This is a genomic window from Streptomyces sp. CG4, assembly GCF_041080655.1.
In the GTDB taxonomy this organism is placed as follows: Bacteria; Actinomycetota; Actinomycetes; order Streptomycetales; family Streptomycetaceae; genus Streptomyces.
The window spans coordinates 8,074,264-8,096,626 of record NZ_CP163525.1 but is presented as its reverse complement, the minus strand read 5'-3'; the positions used below and the strand labels follow the sequence as shown (position 1 = coordinate 8,096,626).

The window sequence follows — 22,363 nt, the reverse complement described above, 5'->3', positions numbered from 1 at the left end:
CGCAGCGTGCGGGCAGCCGGTTCGATCCCGGTGAGTGGCGGTATGGGAATCACTGCGCGCCGCCCGTGAGACGGGCGGCGCCCACGACCGATTCCTTGGCAACGACTGTGCCGGCCTGGGCCAGGCGCGTCCGGCCTCGCACCCACAACCCCAGACTGCGGAACAGGCTCATGCTCACCGACAGGAGGATGAAGCCGTTCGTCACAGCGGCCTCGCTCAGGTGATGGGCGGCTAGGAACGTGCCGAGCTCCACCGGGAAGATGTGCTGGGCGCCGTAGGCGAAGCCGAGCCGGGCGGCGGTTACGGCGATCCAGACCGTTGCGTAGCCAGCCCCCGAGCGGCTGATAGCTGCGGGCCTGCCTGGGGCGGGCGAAGTGCGAGGCCAACGGCGTCGCCAATGCGGGTCGTACTCGACGGAGACCAGCAGCGGGCAGACCGAGAACAGCCCGAGCGCCGCCCCGGCCACCGCGCTGGCGCCCTGCAGCAGCAGGTCGTTGCCGCCGATCGGCGGCGTGGTGAAGAAGAACGGCACGATCACGGCGACGCCGATGACCGGCCGTCCCACCCGGAACCAGCCGATCTTGCGGCGGCCGAGATCCGACTCGAGCACTACGGCCAGGATCGCCAACTGCATGATCACGATGTTCGCTGTCATGCACCCACCCTCGCCGCGACGCTCGGCCCTGCCATCGGCCCCCGGGCCGGTCACCGGGTGGAGTCGCGCAGCCGGGGGGTGGAGATCACGGTCCACCCCCCTTCTTCCGACGCCCGGGAGCCCTGCGTTCAGTCAGCGCTCCCGGGCGGGAGTCGCATAACCGGTTCGCGAGCGCCGCCCGCGTGGCGACCTCGGCCGAGTTCTCGTCCTCGGGCACCGAGGCCACCGCCGTCGCGGGGCTGACCGTCTCCGACGCGACAACCCAGGGGTGCAAAACGGGATGTATTGCGACAGGACGTGGTTCCTGCCCATCGCTGTGGCCCGCCCTGAGGATTCGGCCACAGCTGTGAGACTGGACGTCTGGCCAAGCAGCGAGACGGAGCGACAACCACAAAGTCACAGCACCGCCGTTGGCCACGGGCGGCGAGATCGTACACCAGTTGTGGGGTCTCAGATTCCGTGGCCGAATCTCACGACCGATGGCCATTCGGTGGCCGATCGGCCACGAATCCGAGACAGGCTGGTCAGTCTGTTCGCTCATTGGAGTGAGTCGGACGTGAGGCAGACCTCCCATGGACAGTCTCCTAGCAGCGCGGTCCTTCGGCCACCGGCCCGCGCTGGGGGTACGCCATGGATGCACCTGATGTCACGCTCAGTGTTCGTCGCCGACACAGTGATGTCGTCGACGATCAGGCGTGGTCGACCTTGGCAACCGGGGTTGCGGTGGTGGTCATGGGGTTCACCACTCCTGCTTCTGGACGACGCCGATGATGTAGCCGTCGGGGTCGGTGAAGTAGAAGAGGTTCTGCCCGTTGTGGGTGCCTTCCTTGGTGGCGTTGACCAAGGGCCGGATCGTGGCGACGTAGCTGTCGAAGTCGTCGACGGCAAGGTAGAACATGCCGAACGCGCCGGGCGTGCGGTCCTTCAGGACCGGCAGCCAGTCCCGCAGGTGGGCGTCTCGGTAGACCATCAGCGCGAAGTCCTCGCCGAAGAGCAGCGAGCGGATGTCGTCGTTGGGGTCGTTGCCCGCGGGCAGCGCGGTGAAGCCGAGCTGCTCGTAGAAGTCCACGGACGCACTCGTGTCCTTCACACCGAGGCAGGGGGCGATGGCGGGAGCCTTCATGACGGTTCACTCCTTGAGCGAAAGCGGGCAGAGAGGGTGCAGGGCGTGGGGAGGCGGGGCCTGCCCAAGGTTGGGTGGCGGCAGGCGGCACAGACGTATTGAGCCGTGGTGGCCGGCCGTACTGATGTGACCACGGGCTCAGCCAGGCGGGGTGTCACTTGGGCGGGAGTTCGGCGGTGGCGTCCAAGGCCCATGCCAGCCAGTCGTCCAGGACGTCGTCATCGAGGGTCTGCTCCGCCAGCAGGACCCAGCCTCTTTGTTCCTTGCCGCGGATCACCAGGGGTGCGGCACCGGGGCGGGCCAGGGCCTCGTCGGTTCTTTCCTTGCCCACGCGCACCATGAGGCCCTCGTCGTACAGGTTGGCCAGCGCGTTGCCCTGAAGGAGGAAGGTCAGGCCGCTGAACATCTTCTTCGCGACCACTCCCTCCGCCTCCAGCCGCTCCCTGATGCGTTCGGCGAGCACTTCGTCGTAGGCCATGACTCCACCCTGGTGTCGGGCAGCCCGGAAAGGGCCGACTGTGGTCATCGTTTCGGCTGGTCGCCGATGCGGCCACCCGTGGACCGTGCGGTGGCCGGGGGCGAGATCCGCCTGCCGGCGTACCGGGGCAGTCAGCTGCTGGGCCGGCGAGGGTCAGGAAGTCTGGCCGGCTGTCTCCTGGCCCTGGTGGTGCGGCTGGAGGAGCTCGTGGCAGGTGCCGGAGTCGTCGTGGAAGGTCGCGGAGATGCCCCATGGCCTGGGCTGCGGCTCCTGGAGGAAGGTCACGCCCCGAGCCGACAGCTCCGTGACGGCCGTACGGCAGTCCTCGACGGTGAACGTGCAGCCGACGAGCGCGCCCTTGGCAAGCAGCGATTTGAGCTGCTCGGCGGTCTCCGGATCCTGCACCGGTGCGCCCGGAACCATCAGGCTGAGCTGGACCTCGGGCTGGTTCTTGGGGCCCACGGTGACCCAGCGCACGCCCTCGCCGAACGGCACGTCCGTGCGCGCCTGCAGGCCGAGGGTCTCGGTGAAGAAGGTTTTGGCCGAGTCCTGGTCCAGGACCCAGACCACCACCGTGTTCAGTCCAGTGATCATGATCTCTCCCGTTGTGTGAGGGGCACATCCGCTCGCCCACGCGGTGCGGACACGTTTCTGCGGTGGCGAGGAGGCGGCGGGCCCGGCAGTCGCCGTCTGCCCCTGGTGGGAGTGGCTGCTGCCGCCCGTGGAAGCGGCTCCTCGACGCTTGGACGTTTTCGACGGTAGAGCCCCTTTAGGACAGCTCACGTCACTAATGCCTGGCAGCCTGGAAACATGACCCAGGACCTGCCCGCCCGCATGCTGCGCCTGCTCTCCCTGCTCCAGACGCGCCGCACCTGGACCGGCACCGAACTCGCCGACCGCCTCGGCGTCACCCTGCGCACCATCCGCCGCGACATCGACCGGCTGCGCGCGCTCGGCTACCCGGTCCAGGGCACCACCGGCACCGCCGGCGGATACCGCCTCACCTCCGGCGCCGACCTGCCCCCGCTCCTGCTGGACGACGACGAGGCCGTGGCCATCGCGGTCGCCCTGCGCACCGCCACCAGCGGCGTGGCCGGGATCGAGGAGACCGCGGTGCGCGCCCTGGCCAAACTGGAACAGGTGCTGCCCATCCGGCTGCGCCACCAGGTCGCCACCATCCAGGCCACCACCGCCCCGCTCCCGGTGCCCTGGAGCACCGGCCCCAAGGCCGATCCCACCGCCCTGGCCACCCTGGCCACCGCCTGCCGCGACCACGAGATCGTCACCTTCACCTACCGCACCAGCGGCGGCGACACCGGACTGCGGCGTGTGGAGCCGCACGCCCTGGTCGCCGCCGACCCGGTCTGGTACCTCGTCGCCTACGACACCGACCACGACCAGTGGCGCCTGTTCCGCGTGGACCGGCTCACCGACCCCGCCCCCACCGGCCACCGCGTCACGCCCCGCGAGCTGCCCACCCCCAACGCGGCCGCCTACGTCGCCGAGCGTCTGGCCGCCGCCCCCGCCCGCTACACCTTCCACGCCACCGTCCCCGCCGACGCCGAAACGGTGCGGGCCCGTACCTGGTCGCTGCCCGGCCGCGTTCAGCCCGTCGACGAGACCACCAGCACCCTCGGCCTCGCCGCCGACAACCCCCACCACATCGCCGAACAACTCCTCGGCATCGACCTCGGCCCCGACGACACCGTCTATGGCAACCCCGAACTCGCCCCGCACCTGGAGCAGTTGGGCAACCGCCTGCTGCGTGCCGCCCACGCGCTCACCGGACAGGACGACCAGAGCAAACGGCACGTAGAGCCGGACGCCCGGCACAAGCAGTAAGACGGAAGTCCCTCCGAGCACGCCTTCCGCGACCTCGAGCCGGGCAATGCCCCCTCAACCTCAGCGGCATCAGCAAGAAGACTGGCGGTCTAGCGTCCAGCCCTGGCTTGGGGTGCCCAGGTGTGTGATGGCAAGTGAGGCTGCGCTTGGCCTGACAGACCAGGTAGAGCCCCTGGGCGGGTCAGTGCTGGGCGTCAGGTGCGGGTGACGGGGCGGCCGTGTCGAGTTCGATCTCGGTGTAGATCGAGAGGGAAACGCCGCACCCCTGAGACAAAGACCGCGTCCAGTGCCGTGAGACGGTTCTGCAAGCCGCAGGTCACAGCGTCGGCTCATGCCACGGAATTCGAGATCCCACACGAACCTGTTGGGTCTTACGGCTGATGTCGTAATCGCACGAGCCGTGTCGTACCGATGTCGTATACGACATCGCCGTGAGACTGGCGCGTGGGTGGGTGTTGCTGCCCTGGGTGTGTGGTGCTCGTCGAGCTCCGGTTGGACTCGACGCACTTCAGTGGTCCATCCGTCTGTGGTGACGGATCTTGTTGCCGTTCCTCTGTGGGCTAATCAGCCCACTCCATGGCTTGGGCGGCGCACGGAGCCGGCGAGCACGAGATATACGGAGGTGCCAGTGAAGGCAATCGTCGCGACGGATCCGGGCGCGGAAGCAGCCGGGATCACACTCGCGGAGCGGCCTGAGCCGGCGCCGGCGATCAACGACGTCGTCGTTGAAGTCCATGCGTCGGGCTTCGTCCCCGCGGAGTGGGAGTGGCCCTCGACGTGGGTCGATCGCGCCGGTCGCGATCGAGCCCAGGCGATCATCGGCCACGAGTTCGCCGGAGTGGTCACCTCCCTCGGCTACGGCACGACGGGGCTCTCGCTGGGACAGCGGGTGTTCGGGATCACGGACTGGCACCGCGATGGAACCCTGGCCGAGTACGCGGCCGTGGAGGCACGCAACCTGGCGCCGCTGCCGGGGAACGTCGACTTCACGGTGGGTGCGAGCCTGCCGATCTCCGGCCTGACCGCGTGGCAAGGTCTGTTCCAGCACGGTCGTCTTCAGGCGGGGCAGAGCGTCCTCGCACACGGCGCCGCCGGCGCGGTCGGGTCTGTGGTTACGCAGCTTGCCCGGGAGTTCGGCGCCTACGTCATCGGTACTGGGCGGGCGGCGGACCGCCAGGCGGCGCTCGACTTCGGCGCGAACGAGTTCCTCGACCTCGCCACCGAGGATCTCGACGACATCGGCGGGGTCGACGTGGTCTTCGATGTCATCGGCGCTGACATCCAAAGGCGCTCGGCGAGAATCATCCGGCCTGGCGGGACGCTGGTGTCGGTGGTCGGGCCTGTTGAGGCTCGCCCTGTCGACGGCTTGGCGGTCGACTTCGTCGTCGAGTCCGTTCCGAGTCAGCTGGTGGAGATCGTCGACCGGGTGCGGGACGGGCGCCTTCGCACGCACATCGGAACCGTCGCGACCCTCGACGACGCCGTCCCTGCGCTCAACCCGACCGGGCGGCGCAAGGGCAAGACCGTCATTCGCGTGCGCCCCTGAGCGCCCTGGAATGGGCCAACAGCGGTGGTGGGCTGGACGACCGCTGACCTGCCCGGTGTCGGACGAGGAAATGCCACGGACTTGAGACTGATCATGGTGACATGGCCGTGAGACAACCAAGAAAGCCCAGGTCGCAAAAGATCGACATGTCGGACGCGGCGAGGTCCTATAGACGATCAGCGAATTGCGGTGGGACATCGAGCGAACCGCGCTCGAGACAGCACTGACAGCCACCGCCTCCGCCGGAGGACTTCCCGCCACGTGCTCGGTGATCCCGTCGCAGCCCAGAAATCCCGAGTAACGCAGGGCATCACCGGGATCACGGCATTCTCCCGAGCACAGGGCCTCTCGCACATCAACAGGCGTGTCGATCGCCGTCCTCGCCCACGCGGCCGCACGCGGAGACGGAGGTCCTCAGCGAGGGATCACACACTCCACCCGGCGACCATGCGGCCCCGGACCGCCGAGGACGTGGTGCCTTCGCTGCTGGACCACAGCGGCGACATCCGCGCCGAGAACGGCGACGGGGCCCGCGTCGAGCACACCGTGGCCCGGCTGCTCGACCGGGGCAACGGCGCCTGCGAACAGCGGCTGCTCCTGGAACGCACGGGCAGCCTGCGAGACGTGGTCACGGAGTGCGTACGGCCAGGTGGGACGTGGGGCGAGGGGTAGGCAGCACCGCGCTGGGTACTCGCACTCCCAGCAAGTCCGTCCGTCCCGCGGAGGTGGCCGCGACATGGCACGCGCTATGTGGAACGGTGTCCTCACCTTCGGGCTGGTGTCCCTGCCGGTCCAGCTGTTCGCGGCTACCGACAGCCACACCATCCGGTTCCGTCAGCTTCAGCGGGGCACCTCCGACCGGGTGCGCAACAAGCGCGTCAACGAGCGCACCGGCGAGGAAGTGCCACCGGACGAGATCGTCAAGGGCCTGGACGCCGGAGACGAGTACGTGATCCTGGAGCCCGGGGAACTGGACGAGATCGCCCCGGGCCGCTCCCGAGAACTGGAGACCACCGGTTTCGTCGACCTCGCGGACGTCGAGCCTGTCTTCTTCGACAGGACGTACTACCTGGGGCCCAAGGGAGAGCAGTACGAGAAGGTGTACGTCGTTCTGCAGACGGCTCTGGAGCGTGCCGACAAGGCGGGGATCGCCACCTTCGTCATGCGGAACCGGGAGTACCTGGTCGCGGTGAAGTCCGAAGGCGGGATCCTGACCCTGCACACCTTGCACTGGGCGGACGAGATCAGGGATCCGCACGCGGAGATCGACGTTCTTCCCCAGCGGGTACGGCCCGCCGACCGCGAGTTGCGGATGGTCGAGCAGCTGATCGACTCGCTGGGCATGGACTGGGACCCGAGCGACTTTCACGACACGTATCACGAGAAGGTGCGGGAACTGGTCGAGGCCAAGAAGAAGGGCGCGAGCGTGGAGAAGGCCGAGCAGCCGGCCGAAGCCACGAACGTCATCGACCTCATGGACGCGCTGCGGGCCAGCGTCGACCGCGCGAGGTCACGGAAGGGCCGGACGTCGGGGAGGACGCGCAGCGCGTCGACGAAGGCGACCGCCGACCACCGGGCACGTTCAGGGACGAAACCTTCGCTCGACTCGCTCACCAAGGCACAGCTGTACGACCTGGCGGCCGAAGCCGATGTCAAGGGCCGCTCCTCCATGAGCCGCCAGGAGCTTGTCGAGGCGCTGTCGCACACCGACAGGCGCGGACACGCCCGGGCCTCGTGACGCATCTCAGCATCCGACGAGGAGAGACACCGATGAATCCACGCCCGCAGCGGAACGGCCCGCATCCCCTCCCGAGGGATCTTCCCGACCAGCAGGCCGGGGACGGAGACGACCGGTGGGACCCGCACACGACCGACCGCCGCACGCCGGAGCGGAACGGTGCGGACGACCGGGAGGACACTGGCGACGTTCCCGACGTGGACGAGGCAGACGTCCCCGACGTGGACGAGGCAGGCGCAGGGCCGCGCGGCGCCCCACGGCGCACCGGGGTCCATCCGGACCATCCCGTACCCGAGGAGCCCTCCGGCTAGTGAGGGGACTCGATCAGTGCTGGCAGTGCGTGCACCAGAGGGTGCGTCGGCCGGCCACACGCTGTGAACGCAGCCGTTCTCCGCAGCGGTGGCACACCGGTTCACCGTCGTCGCGATGGCCGGTGAGCCAGGTTGGACGCGGTGGTACGCGACCGGCACGTGTGGCGGTGGCGAGTACGCGGCGCATAGCCGTGAACACCTGGCGCGCCTCGGTGTCGTCGAGCCCCCGCGCTGGGCGCCCGGGGGCCACTCGGGCGCGCCACAGGATCTCGTCGCTGAGCAGATTACCGAGCCCGGCGATGAGGGACTGGTCCATGAGCACGGCTTTGACGGCGCCCCGCCGCGCGGCTAGCAGATCCAGGAAATCGGAGCGGGCATTTCGAGGGCGTCGGGGCCGAGCCGGTCCAGCAGCCGCTGCAGGGCACGCTGATTCGGGGCCAGCCGTATGCTCTGGAGTTTGCGCTGGTCGCGGTAGCGCAACTGCCGATCGTCGGCGAAGGTCAGAACGACCCGGTCATGGGGGGCCGGCGGATCGTCCGCGCGGGCGCAGACGAGCTCGCCAGTCATCCCGAAGTGCCAGACGGGGGCCTGGCCGTCCCCTACGGGGACGATCAGCACCTTCCCGTGCCGCCACGGCCGGCCGAGCCGCCGCCCCTCCACCTCCCGCCGCAGGCGCCGCACGCCGACCCCGCGCAGTACATCCGTATCGTGCACGTCAACCCGCCGGACGCACCTGCCCCGGCCACAGCCGTTCAGCACGTCACGGAAGCCCTCGACGTCGGGCAACTCCGGCATGGTCACCTCCTGCGGCCCTCAGCTCGCCGATCGGTTCCGTCACCGTCGGCCAGGAGGCGTGACACGATGCGCAGATCTTCGACGAGGCCGTCGTAGACCCGCGTGCGGTCGGCGTCGTCGGCGCGCAGCACGGCGGACGGATGGATCGTCGCCACCAGCGCGGTGATCCCCTGCTCGGCTCCGCCTGCCCCGTCGCCGTCTTCGCCGCTCCCGACGAGGCCGGGCCAGGGCAGCAGCGCGCCGCGTTGCTCGGACACCCGGAAGGCCGAGCCGAGCAGGGCCTTGCCTGCCGTGCCGCCGAGCGCGACGACCACCTGCGGTGCCACGACTCTCAGCTCGGCCCTCAGCCAGGGCCGGCAGGCGGTCATCTCACGGAGTGTCGGGGCTTTGTGGATCCGGCGCTTACGACCCTCGGGGAGGGTGAACTTGAAGTGTTTGACTGCGTTGGTGACGTAGACCCGCTCCGGGTCGATGCCCGCATCAGCGAGGGCGCGTCTCAGCACCTTGCCCGCGGGGCCGACGAACGGTCGGCCCTGACGGTCCTCCTGATCCCCGGGCTGCTCACCGATGAGCAGGACGCGTGCGGTCGTGTCGCCCTCGCCGAACACGGTCTGGGTCGCGTCTCGGTACAGCGGACAGCCCCGGCACTGCGCGGCAGCTTTCCGCAGCCCGGGCAGTCCCGCGCGCCGTCCCGGGAGGTACGGCGTCGCGTCATGATCCCGGCCGAGTGCCTCGGCAGTCGTCCCGGCCATGGCCTGTCGCCCCTTCTCATCCTGGCACTGAGCTCTGCACAGGCGGTTACGGGTTCCGAGTACCCGGGTACTCGCGGGATGGACACCGGCCGCCGACTGGAACAGAGGGAGAGGACGTTGCCATGAATGCCAACCGCAACCGCAGGGGCGACACTCAGCCCGACGAAAAGACACGAGAGCGGTCCGCGGAGGAACGGAACATCGTGACCCCGACCCCACGGGACGTGCGGGCCAAGGCCGAGGGCGACGAGGCGGAGGACCACGAGAAGTCCGGCCCTCCGGCGACCGGCCCCCGGTCCCTGTGACCGGCAGACCAACGTGCCTTCGCGGAAGGCGTCACGCCGTCCCGACGGCCTAGACGTCCAGCAGCTCCAGTAGCTGGGACCGGTGCAGGGCGGCGACGGGTCCGACCAGGTCGGGGTGGCGCAACAACACGGTGGCTTCGCTGTCGTGGGTGCCCGGGTCGACGAGCCATCGCAGGCCGCCAGTATCGGTCCGGTGCTCGGTTGCGGCCACTACCTGCTGTGCCTGAACGGCAAGAGAGCGGTCGGACAGCAGGCAGGCGGCCGCACTGACGACGCTCTCGTCCACCCAGGTCCGCCACGCGCTGACGTCCTCGTGCGGACCGTGTCCCGTGCGCGCGTCCGGCTGGTCGGCTCCGCCCGGGCCGCACAGGTGGAGCAGTTGCACGTCAAGGCCGGTGGGGTACCGCAGATGGGCGGCAAGCTCGGCGGCCTGGCGTGCTTGGGCCTCGGCCAGGGCACTGCTGAGCGCGCCTGCGGGCGGCGGGTAGGCGGCAAGGAGCCATCGGGCGCACGCATATATCACGGGTGTCAGATCGGTGGGCACGGCGATCGGTTTCCCTGGGAGCGTGCTCGCCCCCTCCGGTTGGTCGGGTGCGCGAGTTGGAGCTGGTGCGCGGGGACGACGCTGCCCCGTTCGTGGCCAACCAGTCTAGGCGGCATCCAGGTCCCTGGGGCACGACCGAGGTCACGCTGTGCCCTGTTCGTGTTCGGGCGCGAGGGGCCGGGCATCCCTCCTGGGCGGCCCGGCCCCTGGCACGTCGCCGAAACCCCGGGCCAGGACTTGCCGCGGCCGGTGGCGAAGTCGCGGGTCCGGTCCACCAGCCGGCGCCCGGCGAGAGGAGCTTGCTGGCTGTCGGGTTGCTCGGCGCGGAGGGGTGTGGGCGAGTGGGGGCCATGGCCTTGGCCCGAGGATCTTCTCGACGCGGCCGTGGTCGGCGATCTCCTTGTCCGCGAGCCGGGCGCCGCCCTCGGTGTGTTCGCGCACCGCCGCGTGCAGGTACTGCTCCTCGGCGACCGGGTGCAGCACCCCCAGCTCCGTGGTGAGCTCGTCCGAGAGGTCACGCAGTTGCCGGCCGCCCGTGGGAATGGCCTGGAGGCGGCCGAACATCTCCTCGACCTCGCGGTGGTCGGCTATCACCTCGTCGAGCAGCATTCCGCCGTGTCCCCTCGTGCGTTCCGCCTTTCGTCCGTTCGGTTGGTCTGTGCCGCCCGGCGCAGGCCCTTGCACACCGCAACTCGCAGGTGGCGCGGTACCACCTCATCGGCGGTTCACGCCGGGCCCTGCCGACGCCACCGTGCGCCGCGACCGAGCCCGGCCGACAGCGAGCCCGGGGCCCGACCCGGGCGTGCGCCATCGAGGGCTCGGGTACGTCGAGGATGCCCGTGCACCTCGTCAGAGAGGAGAGCCGGGGTCTGCGGGGCGGATGCGGCCGCGCCAGCCGCCGCTCTCGCGGCCGCGGCTTTCGAGGTAGTCCTTGAAGCGGCTCAGGTCGCCTTTGACCCTCCGGTCGATCATGCCCAGCGCGTCCGCGCCTTTCTCGGCGATGCCTGTCGGCTCGACATCCATCGTGAGTTCCACACGTGTGTGCGTCTCGTCGATGCGCTCGAACCGGACCGATCCGCGCTGCCGGGTGTCTCCCGCGACGGATCGCCAGGTGATGCGGTCGTCCGGAAGCTGATCGACGATCTCCGTGTCGAACTCGCGCCGTACCCCGCCGATACTGGTGGTCCAGTGGTTGTGGCGGTCGTCGAGTTGCCTGACCTCGTCGACGCCTTCCATGAAGAGGGGGAATTCCTCGAACTGAGTCCACTGGTTGTACGCGATGCGGAGCGGGGCCGCCACGTCGACCGTTTCCTTGACCGAACTCATGGGTTCCTCCTTGTCGGCTCGTGGTGGGGAGCACCGGGTACCCAGGAAGAGTGCGGCGAAGACAGCTGTCCTCCCCCATGGCAGGGGCCGTGCGTGCCATACCGCCTTGGCGGGAACCCGGCAGCCACTCGAGCCAGGCTGAGGTGGCCGGTCATGACATCCAGAGGAGTCTCGTCATGTCCACAATCAAGAGCCATTCGGGCAACGACAACGGCCGCGCAGCCGTGTTCGATGTGGACGGAACTCTCGTCGACACCAATCATCTGCACGTCGTGACCTGGTGGGAGGCGTTCCGTCAGGCAGGCCACCGAGTGCCGACGCACGCGATCCATCGGGCGGTCGGGCTCGGTTCAGAGGACCTTGTCGCCCATCTTCTCGGTTCGGACCGGGCCGAGGAGGAAGGTGCCGATCTCAGAGCAGCCCACAAGACGCTCTATGCCCAGCATTTCGAACTCCTCGCCGCGCTGCCGGGCGCGGGACGTCTGCTGCGGCGGCTGGCCACAGACGGCTGGACGGTCGTCCTCGCCACATCGGCGAGTGGCAGCGAGCTGTCTGCGCTGCGGCGTGCGATCGACGCGGACGACGCGATCACGGCGACAGCGAGTGCCGATGACGTCACCAAGGGCAAACCGGCCCCCGAGCCCGTGGAGAGGGCCTTGGAGCTGGCCGGGATCCCGGCGGAGCGTGCTGTGTTCGTCGGCGACACCGTGTGGGACATGCGGGCGGGCAGCCGTGCGGGCGTGCGGTGCGTGGGGCTTCTCTGTGGCGGCATTCCGCGTAACGAGCTGGAGGAGGCCGGCGCCGAAGCCGTCTTCGCGGACCCGGCCCACCTGCTCGCCTCGCTACCACGGAGCCCGCTGGCATGACGGCGGCTGCCGAACTGCGGCCCCATAGCCCATCGGATCTGATGGGATCGGCGCCGCCCCCGCAGCCGGAATATCCAGGTTCGATTGATGTATGCGGCTGAGCGGTGCATCAACCGCATGCAAGCAATGGCACGGGACCGCCATCCGCCGCGAGATTCAACCTGGGCGACCTGGGCCGCTCTGCCCCCTTCCCGGGAGTGACCGTCCGGGCTGCCGGGGCCGAAAGACATGTGCCCGTATCGCCCATTCAGGACGGCACCACGGACGCACCCAGTTAGACCTGCCGATCCGGGGGGTACCCGGCGCGTCCAGGATCACCGACATGTTCCCTCTGGGAGGCGCGATGCCCGGCTTCGGATACTTCCTGTCGTGCGAGGAGCACGGCCCGGCGGACCTTGTCGAGCAGGCACGCATGGCCGAGCAGGCCGGCTTCGAGTCGCTGTGGATATCGGACCACTATCACCCGTGGAACGGCCAGCAGGGCCAGAGCCCGTTCGTGTGGTCGGTGATCGGCGCTCTGTCACAGGCGGTGTCGCTGCCCGTGGAAACGGCAGTCACCTGTCCGCTGCTGCGCACCCACCCGCGGTGATCGCCCAGGCCGCCGCGACCAGCGCGGTGCAGCTGGACGGGCGCTTCCGGCTGGGCGTGGGTACCGGCGAGGCGCTCAACGAGCACATCCTCGGCGCCGTCTGGCCGGAGGTACCGGTACGGCTGGAGATGCTGGAGGAGGCCCTCCAGATCATCCGGCGGCTGTTGACCGGGGAGCAGATCAGCCACCACGGCAAGCACTACACCGTCGAGAACGCCCGCCTGTACACGGTCCCGGACGAACCGGTGCCGATCGATGTGTCGGCCTTCGGCCCACAGGCCGCCGAGGTCGCGGCCCGCGTCGGTGACGGGCTGATCACCATGGCGCCCGATGAGGCCGTGGTGGAGCGTTTCCGGCGAGGTGGCGGCGGGAGCAAACCGGTGTACGGCGGGCTGAAGGTGTGCTGGGGCACGGACGAGCGGGAGGCGGTCCGCACCGCGCACCGCCTGTGGGCCACCGAGCAGCTGCCCGGCGAACTCCCGCAGGTCCTGCCCACCCCGACCCACTTCGAGCAGGCCTCCGAGCTGGTCACCGAGGAGCGGGTGGCCCGGGCCGTGCGATGCGGCGACGATCCGGACGCCCACGTCGAGGCGCTGTCCGCGTTCGTCGACGCGGGCTTCGACGGTGTGTACGTCAACCAGATCGGCGCGGACCAGCAGGGCTTCTTCGACTTCTACCGCACCAAGGTCCTGCCCCGGCTTCGGGACTGACCGCGCGAGGTGGTGGACACCGTGCCCGGACCCGCGGAGACCGACGGCAACACACTCGTCGTGATCGACACGATCAACGCGTACGACCACGAGCACGCCGTGCTGCCGGTGCCGGCCGCCGAGCGCGCCGTGCCCGTCCTGGCCGAGCCTCGCGGCCGGGCCCGGAAGGCGGACGTTCTGGTGATCTACGCGAACGACGGCTTCGGGACGTGCCGCTCCCACTACGGGGAGCTGCCGGAACGGGCGTCGGCTCGGCCGCACGCCGGCATGGGCACCCTGATCGCCACGGCAAGCACACGGCCCGTACCGGACAGTCCACTGCTCCCAGGGGGAATACGATCATGACTGAACGCATCCGTGGAACCAGCCTCGACGCACTGGCCGCGGCCCTGCGCGCCGGGGCCGACGCCGAGGTCCGGTTCGATGCGGGGAGCCGGGGTGCCTACGCCACCGACGGCTCCAACTACCGGCAGGTACCCCTCGGCGTGGTCGTCCCCCGGTCAGTCGAGGCGGGAGCCCACGCGGTGGAGATCTGCGCCCGGTTCGACGCGCCCGTGCTGTCGCGCGGCGGAGGCACCAGCCTGGCCGGGCAGAGCACCAACACGGCCGTCGTGATCGACTGGACCAAGTACTGCGACCACCTCGTCGCCGTCGACCCCGAGGCCCGCACCTGTGTCGTCGAGCCGGGCATCGTCCTCGACGAACTCAACCGCCGGCTCACCGATCACCGGCTGCAGTTCGGCCCTAAGCCCTCGACACACAGCCACTGCGCCCTGGGCGGCATGATCGGCAACAACTCGTGCGGCGCCTCCGCGCAGGCCTACGGCAAGACGGCCGACAACGTACGCCGGCTGGAGGTCATGACCTACGACGGGCTGCGCATGTGGGTGGGACCCACCGGCCGGGCCGAGCGTGCGCGGATCGCCGCGGAGCGCGGGCGGCGGGCGGAGATCTACGACGGCCTGGACCGGATCGTCGCTACCTACCTGGCCGACATCCGGCGCGGCTACCCGAAGATCCCACGCCGGGTCTCCGGCTACAACCTCGACTCGTTGCTCCCGGAAAACGGCTTCGACGTCGCACGGGCCCTGGTCGGCAGCGAAGGCACCCTGGTGACCGTCCTGCACGCCGAACTCGATCTCGTCCCGGTGCCCCCCTGCCAGTCGCTGCTCGTGCTCGGGTACGACGACATCTGCCGGGCCGCGGATGACGTGCCTCATCTGCTGGAGCACTGCGCCCCCACCCAACTGGAGGCTCTGGACGGCCGCATGGCCCAGCTGATGCGCGAGGAGCACGCCTATCTCGACTCGCTCGCCGCCCTCCCCCAGGGTGACAGCTGGCTGCTCACGCAGTTCTCCGGGGACAGCCAGGAGGACGTGGACGAGCAGGCCCACGCCCTGCTGAAGGCGATCGGCCGCGCCGAGCACGACCTCTCGGTCGCCTTCTCCGACCAACCCTCGCGCGAGCAGGAGATGCTCAGGGCCCGGGAGGCCGGCCTCGGGGTGACGGCACGCCCGCCGGACGACCGGGAGACCTGGGAGGGCTGGGAGGACTCGGCCGTACCGCCGGAACGGCTGGGTAACTATCTGCGGGATCTGAAGCGCCTGTTCGACGAGTTCGACTACGACGACCCTTCCCTGTACGGCCACTTCGGGCAGGGCTGTGTGCACACCCGCATCCCGTTCGGGCTGCGGACCGCCCAGGGCGTCGCGGACTTCCGCCGGTTCGTGGAGCGGGCCGCCGATCTCGTCACGTCCTACGGCGGCTCGCTGTCGGGTGAGCACGGGGACGGTCAGGCCCGCGGTCAGCTGCTCACCCGGATGTTCGGCGAACGGCTGGTGACCGCCTTCGGCGAGCTGAAGGCCTTGTTCGACCCGGACAACCGGATGAATCCGGGCAAGGTCGTCGACCCGAACCCGGTCGACAGCGAGTTGCGTCTGGGTGGGGACTGGCGTCCCGCCGACCCGGAGACCCGCTTCGGGTATCCCGAGGACGACCACTCCTTCACCCGGGCGGTGCTGCGCTGCGTGGGCATCGGCAACTGCCGCAGCCGGCGTGGCGGCGTGATGTGTCCCTCCTACCGGGCCACACGGGAGGAGGAGCACTCCACCCGGGGCCGGGCGCGGCTGCTGTTCGAGATGCTCGACGGGCATCCGGACTCCACGGTCACCGACGGGTGGCGCTCGACCGAGGTGCGCGACGCCCTGGACCTGTGCCTGGCCTGCAAGGGATGCAAGTCCGACTGCCCGACCGGCGTGGACATGGCCACGTACAAGGCGGAGTTCCTCTCCCACCACTACGCCGGCCGGCTCCGCCCCGCCGCCCACTACTCGCTGGGCTGGCTGCCGCTGTGGGCACAGCTGGCCTCTCACGTCCCCTGGTTGGCGAACGCCGTGCTGGACGCCCCGGGCCTCGGCCGGACGGGACGGTGGCTCGCCGGCGTCGAACCGGACAGGACGGCTCCGCTCTTCGCCGAGCGGTCGTTCGTGCACTGGTGGCAGGAGAACGGCAGGCAGCGGCCCGACCCGGCCGATCCGGCGACGGTACTCCTGTGGCCGGACACCTTCAGCAACCACTTCCATCCGTCGGTGGCGGTCTCCGCGGCACGGCTCCTCGAAGACGCCGGATTCCGGGTCGCCGTACCCGACACGCCCCTGTGCTGCGGGCTGACGTGGATCTCCACGGGCCAACTCGCCACGGCCCAGCGGGTGTTGCGCCGCACCACGCGGGCACTGCGTCCCTATCTCGACGCGGGAACCCCCGTCATCGGCCTGGAGCCGTCCTGCACGGCCGTGTTCCGCTCCGACGCCCCCGAACTGCTCCCCGGCGACGAGGACGTGCGGCGGCTGGCGAAGCAGACGCGCACCTTCGCCGAGCAACTGGTTGAGCACGCGCCCGCCACATGGAGTCCGCCCCGACTGGCCAGGCAGGCGACCGTGCAGACCCACTGCCACCAGCACGCGGTCATGAAGTTCGACGCCGATCGTGAGCTGATGCGCCGCGCCGGCCTGGACGCCGATGTCCTGGACGAGGGCTGCTGCGGCCTGGCCGGCAACTTCGGCTTCGAACGGGGCCATCACGACGTGTCCCTGGCGATAGGCGAGCTGGGGGTCCTGCCGTCCGTCCGCGCGGCGGCGCCGAGCGCCCTCGTGCTCGCCGACGGCTTCAGTTGCCGCACCCAGATCGAGCAGGGCGGCACCGGGCGCCGGGCCCTGCACCTGGCCGAGGCGCTGGCTCTCGGTCTCGCCGGCAACCTGCCCGCCGAACAACCCGAACGCCTCGCCGCCCGCCCCGAGCCACCGTCCGCCGGAGCCCGTTGGGCGACGGCGGCCGGCACCGCCGCACTCCTCGCGACGGCCGGTCCACTCGCCGTACGAACGCTGCGCCGCCGGTAACCGCAACTGCACCCCCGCCGGAAAGGATCGCGAACCATGTCGACGAAGGTGTCCGACTACATCCTCCAGCGCCTGCGCGAGTGGGACGTGGAGCATGTCTTCGCCTATCCCGGCGACGGGATCAACGGTCTCCTCGCCGCCTGGGGGCGAGCCGAGAACAACCCCCGCTTCGTCCAGTCCCGCCACGAGGAGATGTCCGCCTTCGAGGCCGTGGGATACGCCAAGTTCTCCGGCCGGGTCGGTGTCTGCGCCGCGACCTCCGGCCCCGGCGCCATCCACCTCCTCAACGGCCTGTACGACGCCAAACTCGACCACGTGCCCGTGGTCGCGATCGTCGGGCAGACCAACCGCAGCGCCATGGGCGGCTCGTACCAGCAGGAAGTCGACCTCATCAGCCTGTACAAGGACGTCGCCTCGGACTTCTGCGAGATGGTCACCGTCCCCGAGCAGCTCCCGAACGTCCTCGACCGCGCGCTGCGCACGGCGATGGCACGCCGCTCGGTGACGGCCCTGATCGTCCCCGCCGACGTCCAGGAACTGGACTACTCGCCGCCCGAGCACGCCTTCAAGATGGTCCCCTCCAGCCTCGGCATGCCGCACTCCACGGCGGTGCCGGACGACGACGACCTGCAACGAGCCGCCGATGTACTCAACTCGGGCGGGAAGACGGCCGTCCTGATCGGCCAGGGCGCGCGCGGCGCGCGAACGGAGGTCACGGAGGTCGCCGAGCGGCTCGGCGCCGGAGTCGCCAAGGCCCTGCTGGGCAAGGACACCCTGGACGACGACCTGCCCTACGTCACCGGCGCCATCGGCCTGCTGGGCACCCGGCCGTCGTACGAGATGATGCGCGACTGCGACACGCTGCTCGTGATCGGTTCGTCCTTCCCTTACACGCAGTTCCTGCCGGAGTTCGGCCAGGCACGGGCCGTGCAGATCGACATCGACCCGCACATGGTCGGGCTGCGCTACCCGTTCGAGGTCAACCTCGTCGGCGACGCCGCACGCACGCTGCGCCGGCTGCTGCCGCTGCTGGAGCAGACCGAGGACCGGACGTGGCAGAAGACGATCGAGGACAACGTGGCACGCTGGTGGGAGGTGATGGAACGGCGGGCCACCGTCGAGGCCGACCCGGTCAACCCGGAGTACGTCACCCACGCGCTCAGCGGACTGCTCCCGGACGACGTCATCCTGTCCTCCGACTCGGGCTCGGCCGCCAACTGGTACGCCCGGCACCTGAAGCTGCGCGGCGCGATGCGCGGCTCGCTGTCGGGGACGCTGGCCACCATGGGGCCCGGCGTGCCGTACGCCATCGGCGCGAAGTTCGCGCACGGCGACCGGCCGGCGATCGCCCTGGTCGGTGACGGGGCGATGCAGATGAACGGCATGGCCGAGCTGATCACCGTCGCCAAGTACTGGCGGGACTGGGCCGATCCGCGACTGATCGTCGCCGTCTTCAACAACCGGGACCTCAACCAGGTGACCTGGGAGATGCGCGCGATGGAGGGCGCCCCGCAGTTCCTGCCCTCGCAGTCGATCCCCGACGTCGGGTACGCCGACTTCGCCCGCTCGCTCGGCCTGGCCGGCATGCGGATCGAGAAGCCAGACGGTGTGACGGGTGCCTGGGAGGCCGCCCTGGCGGCCGACCGCCCCGGCGTGCTCGACTTCGTGACCGACCCCGCCGTACCTCCGATCCCGCCGCATGCCACGCTCGACCAGATCGAAGCAGCCGCGGCATCCGTCCTCAAGGGCGACAGCGACCGGGCCGCCATGATCCGGCAGGGCTTCAGGGCCAAGGTTCAGGAGTTCCTGCCCGGAGGCCACCGGTGACGGACGCCCGGCCGGTGGAACGCCTGACCAGCGAGGTCTACACCGTCCCCACCGACACGCCCGAGGCGGACGGCACCCTCGCCTGGGACAGCACCACCCTGGTCCTGGCCACCGTCCACTGCGGGACGGTCACCGGCCTCGGCTACACGTACGCCCCGCCCGCCGCGGCCCGTGTCATCGACGGCCTGCTCGCGGACGTCGTCACCGGCGTCTCCGTTCTCGACGTACCCCGGGCGAACGAGGCCATGGCCCGCGCCGTACGCAACGCGGGTCTGCCCGGTGTCGCGGCCCAGGCCCTCTCCGCCGTCGACATCGCCCTGTGGGACGCCAAGGCACGTGTGCTCGGCCTTCCTCTGGTCCAGCTTCTCGGAGCGGCCCGCGACGACGTGCCTGTCTACGGCAGCGGCGGCTTCACCGCCTACGACGACAGCCGTCTGGAGCGGCAGTTGCGCGGCTGGGTGGAGACGGAGGGCATACCGCGCGTCAAGATCAAGATCGGGGAGTCGTGGGGCCGATGCGAGGACCGGGACCTGCGCCGCGTCACCCAGGCGCGCGCCGTCGTCGGGCCGAAGACCGGGCTGTACGTGGACGCCAACGGCGGCTACGGCATGAAGCAGGCGGTCCGTGTGGCCGCGGGTCTCGCCGACGAAGGCGTCGTGTGGTTCGAGGAACCTGTCTCCTCCGACCATCCCGATGCCCTGGCCGCCATCCGCACCCAGGTCACGCCCGACGTCACGGCCGGCGAGTACGGCTACACGCTGTCGTACTTCCGGCACATGCTCGCCGCCCGCGCCGTCGACTGCCTCCAGGCCGACGTCACGCGGTGCGGCGGCATCACGGAAGGGCTACGCGTCGCCGCTCTGGCCCAGAGCCACGGCCTGGAGATCTCGGGCCACTGCGCCCCGCACGTCCACGTGCACGCTGCGGCCGCGGTGCCCAATCTGCGCCATCTGGAATGGTTCCACGACCACGTCAGGATCGAGCGGCTGCTCTTCGACGGCACCTTGGACGCTGAGGGCGGCTCCCTCGCTGTCGGCCAGGCACAGGCACCAGGCCTGGGCCTGAGCATCGCGGGCGAGCGAGCGGCTCCCTACCGAACCGGTTGAAGGGACGCCTACGCCTTTCCACGAAAAGGAGTAATTCGCAGAGAACGGGAACACGGAAAACATCGGATTATCCGGAAGGAGGTGGCACGATGTCCACCGGCACACTTCTGGCGATCGTCATTCCCGTCGCGGTGGTCGTCGTGCTGTTCGCCGTGGGCCTGGCTCTCTTCATGCGGCACCGGGCCCTGCGGGAGCGCTACGGCCCCGAGTACGAACGGACGGTCGACGCCGCCGACAGCAGGCTCGCCGCCGAGCGCGAGCTCAGCGCGCGCGAGAAGCGACACGACAATCTCGACATCAAGCCCCTGCCCGACCGTCTCCGCGAGCGCTACACACGGGACTGGGAACACGTGCAGCACGAGTTCGTGGACCGCCCGGAGGACGCCGTGCACGACGCGGATCGACTGGTGACCTCCGTCATGCAGGAACGCGGCTATCCCACCGAAGGCTACGACCAGCAGCTGAAGGACCTTTCCGTGGAACACAGCCGCACCCTCGAGCACTACAGGGCCGCCCACGAGATCGACACGCTCAGCGAGGGCCACAAGGCCACCACCGAACAGTTGCGCAGCGCCATGGTCCACTACCGGGCACTGTTCGACGAACTTCTCTCCGACGGCGGCCAGACCCGCCATGTCCCGGCGTGACATCCCGACAGCCGGGACCGATGGACACGGAGCAGTTACACGGAGCAGTTATGCAACACGACGACACACCGCACACCACCGACAGCGGACTGTCCACCGAAGACCTCGCACAACCCCGCGAGACCGACGCAGCCTCGAGCACCGCCCCAAGTCCCCCGGTCTACCCGGGCGAGGGCGAGGATGCCAAAGGGGCGGACGCGTCCGACGACACCACGTTCCGCGAGACGAAAGACCCCGCGGCCGGCGATGCGGCGAAAGCACGGACCGGGGACGCGGACGAGATGCCGCAATTGTTGACGGCCGAGGACGCGGACGACTTCCGCAATCGCTGGGAGAAGATCCAGACCACCTTCGTCGACGATCCCCGTGAAGCGGTGCAAGCCGCGGACAGCCTGGTCGCCAACCTCATGCAGACGCTCGCCACGACGTTCGACCAGCACAAGAAGACGCTCGAAGAACAGTGGAGCCGGGGCGGGCAGGCCGACACCGAAGCCCTGCGTATGGCCCTGCGGCACTACCGCTCTTTCTTCAACCGCCTGCTCACCACCTGAGAAACTCACCAGCCGGAGAGAAAGAAGAGCGCCATGATCGCACTCGGCGTCATCCTCCTCATCGTCGGATTCGTCCTGCACATCGGCATCCTGTGGACGATCGGAATCATCCTGCTCGTCGTCGGCGCCATCCTGTTCCTCCTCGGGTCCGTCGGCCACGCCGTCGGCGGCCGACGCCACTACTGGTAGACGCGCCCGGGTTCCACAAGGCGCGCCGCTCGCCGAGGCCGATGGCGGCACGAGCGGTCCCGTAGGTGGGCGCCTCCATGCCGCCCACCGACGGGACCGCGTCTGCCGCAGCCGACATCCGGGTGATACCCGATGGCGTGGTTACCCGCCTCGGACGCGATGCTCCATCGCGGTGATGCTCGGCCCGAGGGGTCGCTCTCCCCGGCGTGCGCAGGGCATGGCGGTGGCGGCGCGCGGTACACGTTGCTGGTCCACGACGGCTGTGGGTGAGGAGGGGTGATGCGCGAGGCACGGGTGGCACTCGGCGAGGTACTGGCCTGGTGGGTGGTGCTGGTCGTCGTCAACGTCCTGTTCATCAGCACCGTCTCGCCCCTCGAAGTCGTCGTCGTCGCGGGCGGAGCGCTGATCGCGGCGGTCGCCGCCCGGGCCGTCCACTCGGCGTCCGGTGCCCGGCTGGGCGGCACCCGGCGATGGGGAGCGGCCGTGCTCGCGTGGCCCGGCGCGGTTCTCACCGACCTGAGCAGACTGTGCCTGGCCACCGCGCGTGCCCTCGGCGGCCATTCCTCGCAAGGGAGCCTGAAGATGATGACGCTTTCTCCCGGAACGGGTGCCGCGTGGGCCTGCGCCCTGCTGTCGTCCACCCCCGGCGCATACGTCGTCGACGTACACGGAGGCGAACCGCGGAGGACGGGGCGAGCCTCGCAGACAGCCGTTGCGCACTTTCTCTCCGATGACCGTACGAGCCTGGAGGATGTGCTCACCGAAGGGATGCGCCGGTGAACGCCTGGCTACTCGCGATCGCAGTCCTGCTGACCCTGGGTATGCCGCCGTGCGTCTGGGCCGCCGGCCGGGACTCGGCGGTCGAGAGGCTCGCGGGGCTCAGCCTGGCGACCTCCGTCGTCACCGCCGTTCTGCTGCTGACGGCCCAGGGGTTCGGCCGCAGTTCCTTCGCCGACCTCGGCCTCGTCCTCGCCGTCCTGGGACCCGCCGGAACGCTGGTCTTCTCCCGTTTCCTCGGCGGCCGGTCGATCGAGGCCCCCGATGCCCAGACTCATGGGAAGCCGTGAC

26 protein-coding genes and 1 pseudogene are annotated in these 22,363 nt (G+C 69.8%); 17 read left to right on the top strand and 10 right to left on the bottom strand.

Translation table 11 applies throughout. The features are described from left to right. Positions 1-49: 49 nt before the first annotated feature. From AB5L52_RS37120 to AB5L52_RS37105, 4 genes are all read right to left on the bottom strand, one after another. The gene (locus tag AB5L52_RS37120; protein ID WP_369367834.1) at positions 50-655 is read right to left on the bottom strand and encodes a hypothetical protein; all 606 of its coding nucleotides are present in this window, start codon (positions 653-655) and stop codon (positions 50-52) included. 739 nt (positions 656-1,394) lie between these two features. After that, positions 1,395-1,778, bottom strand: a complete 384-nt coding sequence (locus AB5L52_RS37115) for a VOC family protein (RefSeq protein WP_351580674.1) — start codon at positions 1,776-1,778, stop codon at positions 1,395-1,397. Between the two features lie 154 nt (positions 1,779-1,932). Beyond that, a complete protein-coding gene (locus AB5L52_RS37110; protein WP_351580671.1) occupies positions 1,933-2,256 on the bottom strand; it encodes a TfoX/Sxy family protein in 324 nt (107 codons plus the stop codon). Between the two features lie 153 nt (positions 2,257-2,409). Next, complete coding sequence (locus AB5L52_RS37105) at positions 2,410-2,850, bottom strand: VOC family protein (protein WP_369367833.1); 441 nt, start codon at positions 2,848-2,850, stop codon at positions 2,410-2,412. A gap of 216 nt (positions 2,851-3,066) precedes the next feature. Between AB5L52_RS37105 and AB5L52_RS37100 the strand changes: the two genes are divergently transcribed. The 5 genes from AB5L52_RS37100 to AB5L52_RS37080 all read left to right on the top strand — a co-directional run bounded on the left by AB5L52_RS37100 (position 3,067) and on the right by AB5L52_RS37080 (position 7,693). After that, entirely contained in the window at positions 3,067-4,098 is a 1,032-nt protein-coding gene (locus AB5L52_RS37100; protein WP_351580666.1) for a WYL domain-containing protein, read from the top strand. 628 nt (positions 4,099-4,726) lie between these two features. Beyond that, positions 4,727-5,644 (top strand): NADP-dependent oxidoreductase, encoded by a 918-nt coding sequence (locus tag AB5L52_RS37095; RefSeq protein WP_351579045.1) that lies wholly within the window; start codon positions 4,727-4,729, stop codon positions 5,642-5,644. Between the two features lie 447 nt (positions 5,645-6,091). Continuing rightward, positions 6,092-6,316 carry a hypothetical protein gene (locus tag AB5L52_RS37090; RefSeq protein WP_351578941.1) on the top strand — a complete coding sequence of 75 codons (225 nt, stop codon included), beginning with the start codon at positions 6,092-6,094 and terminating at the stop codon, positions 6,314-6,316. Between the two features lie 64 nt (positions 6,317-6,380). Next, entirely contained in the window at positions 6,381-7,382 is a 1,002-nt protein-coding gene (locus tag AB5L52_RS37085; RefSeq protein ID WP_369367832.1) for a Ku protein, read from the top strand. 32 nt (positions 7,383-7,414) lie between these two features. Further along, the gene (locus AB5L52_RS37080; protein WP_369367831.1) at positions 7,415-7,693 is read left to right on the top strand and encodes a hypothetical protein; all 279 of its coding nucleotides are present in this window, start codon (positions 7,415-7,417) and stop codon (positions 7,691-7,693) included. A 13-nt stretch (positions 7,694-7,706) separates the two neighbouring features. Here AB5L52_RS37080 and AB5L52_RS37075 read toward each other — a convergent pair whose 3' ends face one another. Genes AB5L52_RS37075 through AB5L52_RS37065 form a run of 3 tightly spaced genes read right to left on the bottom strand, consistent with a single transcriptional unit; the run spans position 7,707 to position 9,240 of the window. Further along, positions 7,707-8,015: a hypothetical protein gene (locus tag AB5L52_RS37075; RefSeq protein WP_369367830.1), complete on the bottom strand. Its 309-nt coding sequence runs from the start codon at positions 8,013-8,015 to the stop codon at positions 7,707-7,709. A gap of 26 nt (positions 8,016-8,041) precedes the next feature. Then, entirely contained in the window at positions 8,042-8,488 is a 447-nt protein-coding gene (locus AB5L52_RS37070) for a DNA-formamidopyrimidine glycosylase family protein (protein ID WP_369367829.1), read from the bottom strand. A gap of 2 nt (positions 8,489-8,490) precedes the next feature. Beyond that, the gene (locus AB5L52_RS37065) at positions 8,491-9,240 is read right to left on the bottom strand and encodes a UdgX family uracil-DNA binding protein (protein WP_351578953.1); all 750 of its coding nucleotides are present in this window, start codon (positions 9,238-9,240) and stop codon (positions 8,491-8,493) included. Between the two features lie 122 nt (positions 9,241-9,362). Between AB5L52_RS37065 and AB5L52_RS37060 the strand changes: the two genes are divergently transcribed. Next, on the top strand, positions 9,363-9,545 hold the full coding sequence (locus AB5L52_RS37060; protein ID WP_369367827.1) for a hypothetical protein: 183 nt from the start codon (positions 9,363-9,365) through the stop codon (positions 9,543-9,545). 49 nt (positions 9,546-9,594) lie between these two features. Here AB5L52_RS37060 and AB5L52_RS37055 read toward each other — a convergent pair whose 3' ends face one another. The 3 genes from AB5L52_RS37055 to AB5L52_RS37045 form a co-directional block, all read right to left on the bottom strand. After that, entirely contained in the window at positions 9,595-10,089 is a 495-nt protein-coding gene (locus AB5L52_RS37055) for a hypothetical protein (RefSeq protein WP_369367825.1), read from the bottom strand. 141 nt (positions 10,090-10,230) lie between these two features. Then, entirely contained in the window at positions 10,231-10,698 is a 468-nt protein-coding gene (locus AB5L52_RS37050) for a hemerythrin domain-containing protein (protein WP_351578959.1), read from the bottom strand. 240 nt (positions 10,699-10,938) lie between these two features. Further along, complete coding sequence (locus AB5L52_RS37045) at positions 10,939-11,415, bottom strand: SRPBCC family protein (protein WP_351578962.1); 477 nt, start codon at positions 11,413-11,415, stop codon at positions 10,939-10,941. Positions 11,416-11,591: 176 nt separating this feature from the next. Between AB5L52_RS37045 and AB5L52_RS37040 the strand changes: the two genes are divergently transcribed. From AB5L52_RS37040 to AB5L52_RS36990, 11 genes and pseudogenes are all read left to right on the top strand, one after another. After that, on the top strand, positions 11,592-12,281 hold the full coding sequence (locus AB5L52_RS37040) for an HAD family hydrolase (protein WP_351579048.1): 690 nt from the start codon (positions 11,592-11,594) through the stop codon (positions 12,279-12,281). A gap of 343 nt (positions 12,282-12,624) precedes the next feature. Then, positions 12,625-13,580: pseudogene (locus tag AB5L52_RS37035) on the top strand (LLM class F420-dependent oxidoreductase). Between the two features lie 21 nt (positions 13,581-13,601). Continuing rightward, complete coding sequence (locus tag AB5L52_RS37030; RefSeq protein WP_369367824.1) at positions 13,602-13,925, top strand: hypothetical protein; 324 nt, start codon at positions 13,602-13,604, stop codon at positions 13,923-13,925. Beyond that, entirely contained in the window at positions 13,922-16,975 is a 3,054-nt protein-coding gene (locus AB5L52_RS37025) for an FAD-binding and (Fe-S)-binding domain-containing protein (protein ID WP_369367823.1), read from the top strand. The genes AB5L52_RS37030 and AB5L52_RS37025 overlap by 4 nt, the downstream gene beginning before the upstream one ends. Before the next feature lie 36 nt (positions 16,976-17,011). Beyond that, entirely contained in the window at positions 17,012-18,802 is a 1,791-nt protein-coding gene (locus AB5L52_RS37020) for a thiamine pyrophosphate-requiring protein (RefSeq protein ID WP_369367822.1), read from the top strand. Continuing rightward, positions 18,799-19,908, top strand: a complete 1,110-nt coding sequence (locus tag AB5L52_RS37015) for an enolase C-terminal domain-like protein (RefSeq protein ID WP_369367821.1) — start codon at positions 18,799-18,801, stop codon at positions 19,906-19,908. The genes AB5L52_RS37020 and AB5L52_RS37015 overlap by 4 nt, the downstream gene beginning before the upstream one ends. Before the next feature lie 89 nt (positions 19,909-19,997). Beyond that, positions 19,998-20,555: a hypothetical protein gene (locus AB5L52_RS37010; RefSeq protein WP_351578977.1), complete on the top strand. Its 558-nt coding sequence runs from the start codon at positions 19,998-20,000 to the stop codon at positions 20,553-20,555. Positions 20,556-20,575: 20 nt separating this feature from the next. Beyond that, positions 20,576-21,106, top strand: coding sequence for a hypothetical protein (locus tag AB5L52_RS37005; RefSeq protein WP_351578980.1), 531 nt, complete (start codon positions 20,576-20,578; stop codon positions 21,104-21,106). A gap of 33 nt (positions 21,107-21,139) precedes the next feature. Further along, positions 21,140-21,295, top strand: coding sequence for a DUF6131 family protein (locus AB5L52_RS37000; RefSeq protein ID WP_351578983.1), 156 nt, complete (start codon positions 21,140-21,142; stop codon positions 21,293-21,295). A 279-nt stretch (positions 21,296-21,574) separates the two neighbouring features. Further along, positions 21,575-22,075, top strand: coding sequence for a hypothetical protein (locus tag AB5L52_RS36995; protein ID WP_369367820.1), 501 nt, complete (start codon positions 21,575-21,577; stop codon positions 22,073-22,075). Continuing rightward, positions 22,072-22,362, top strand: a complete 291-nt coding sequence (locus AB5L52_RS36990) for an MrpF/PhaF family protein (protein WP_351578989.1) — start codon at positions 22,072-22,074, stop codon at positions 22,360-22,362. Before AB5L52_RS36995 ends, AB5L52_RS36990 begins: the two co-directional genes overlap by 4 nt. Position 22,363: the final 1 nt, after the last annotated feature.

What these genes read in the sequence shown, in the direction of transcription:
- AB5L52_RS37120 (WP_369367834.1), bottom strand. Translation starts at nt 655, where the DNA reads ATGACAGCGAACATCGTGATCATGCAGTTGGCGATCCTGGCCGTAGTG.
- AB5L52_RS37115 (WP_351580674.1), bottom strand. Translation starts at nt 1,778, where the DNA reads ATGAAGGCTCCCGCCATCGCCCCCTGCCTCGGTGTGAAGGACACGAGT.
- AB5L52_RS37110 (WP_351580671.1), bottom strand. Translation starts at nt 2,256, where the DNA reads ATGGCCTACGACGAAGTGCTCGCCGAACGCATCAGGGAGCGGCTGGAG.
- AB5L52_RS37105 (WP_369367833.1), bottom strand. Translation starts at nt 2,850, where the DNA reads ATGATCACTGGACTGAACACGGTGGTGGTCTGGGTCCTGGACCAGGAC.
- AB5L52_RS37100 (WP_351580666.1), top strand. Translation starts at nt 3,067, where the DNA reads ATGACCCAGGACCTGCCCGCCCGCATGCTGCGCCTGCTCTCCCTGCTC.
- AB5L52_RS37090 (WP_351578941.1), top strand. Translation starts at nt 6,092, where the DNA reads ATGCGGCCCCGGACCGCCGAGGACGTGGTGCCTTCGCTGCTGGACCAC.
- AB5L52_RS37085 (WP_369367832.1), top strand. Translation starts at nt 6,381, where the DNA reads ATGGCACGCGCTATGTGGAACGGTGTCCTCACCTTCGGGCTGGTGTCC.
- AB5L52_RS37080 (WP_369367831.1), top strand. Translation starts at nt 7,415, where the DNA reads ATGAATCCACGCCCGCAGCGGAACGGCCCGCATCCCCTCCCGAGGGAT.
- AB5L52_RS37070 (WP_369367829.1), bottom strand. Translation starts at nt 8,488, where the DNA reads ATGCCGGAGTTGCCCGACGTCGAGGGCTTCCGTGACGTGCTGAACGGC.
- AB5L52_RS37065 (WP_351578953.1), bottom strand. Translation starts at nt 9,240, where the DNA reads ATGGCCGGGACGACTGCCGAGGCACTCGGCCGGGATCATGACGCGACG.
- AB5L52_RS37060 (WP_369367827.1), top strand. Translation starts at nt 9,363, where the DNA reads ATGAATGCCAACCGCAACCGCAGGGGCGACACTCAGCCCGACGAAAAG.
- AB5L52_RS37050 (WP_351578959.1), bottom strand. Translation starts at nt 10,698, where the DNA reads ATGCTGCTCGACGAGGTGATAGCCGACCACCGCGAGGTCGAGGAGATG.
- AB5L52_RS37045 (WP_351578962.1), bottom strand. Translation starts at nt 11,415, where the DNA reads ATGAGTTCGGTCAAGGAAACGGTCGACGTGGCGGCCCCGCTCCGCATC.
- AB5L52_RS37040 (WP_351579048.1), top strand. Translation starts at nt 11,592, where the DNA reads ATGTCCACAATCAAGAGCCATTCGGGCAACGACAACGGCCGCGCAGCC.
- AB5L52_RS37025 (WP_369367823.1), top strand. Translation starts at nt 13,922, where the DNA reads ATGACTGAACGCATCCGTGGAACCAGCCTCGACGCACTGGCCGCGGCC.
- AB5L52_RS37020 (WP_369367822.1), top strand. Translation starts at nt 17,012, where the DNA reads ATGTCGACGAAGGTGTCCGACTACATCCTCCAGCGCCTGCGCGAGTGG.
- AB5L52_RS37010 (WP_351578977.1), top strand. Translation starts at nt 19,998, where the DNA reads ATGTCCACCGGCACACTTCTGGCGATCGTCATTCCCGTCGCGGTGGTC.
- AB5L52_RS37005 (WP_351578980.1), top strand. Translation starts at nt 20,576, where the DNA reads ATGGACACGGAGCAGTTACACGGAGCAGTTATGCAACACGACGACACA.
- AB5L52_RS37000 (WP_351578983.1), top strand. Translation starts at nt 21,140, where the DNA reads ATGATCGCACTCGGCGTCATCCTCCTCATCGTCGGATTCGTCCTGCAC.
- AB5L52_RS36995 (WP_369367820.1), top strand. Translation starts at nt 21,575, where the DNA reads ATGCGCGAGGCACGGGTGGCACTCGGCGAGGTACTGGCCTGGTGGGTG.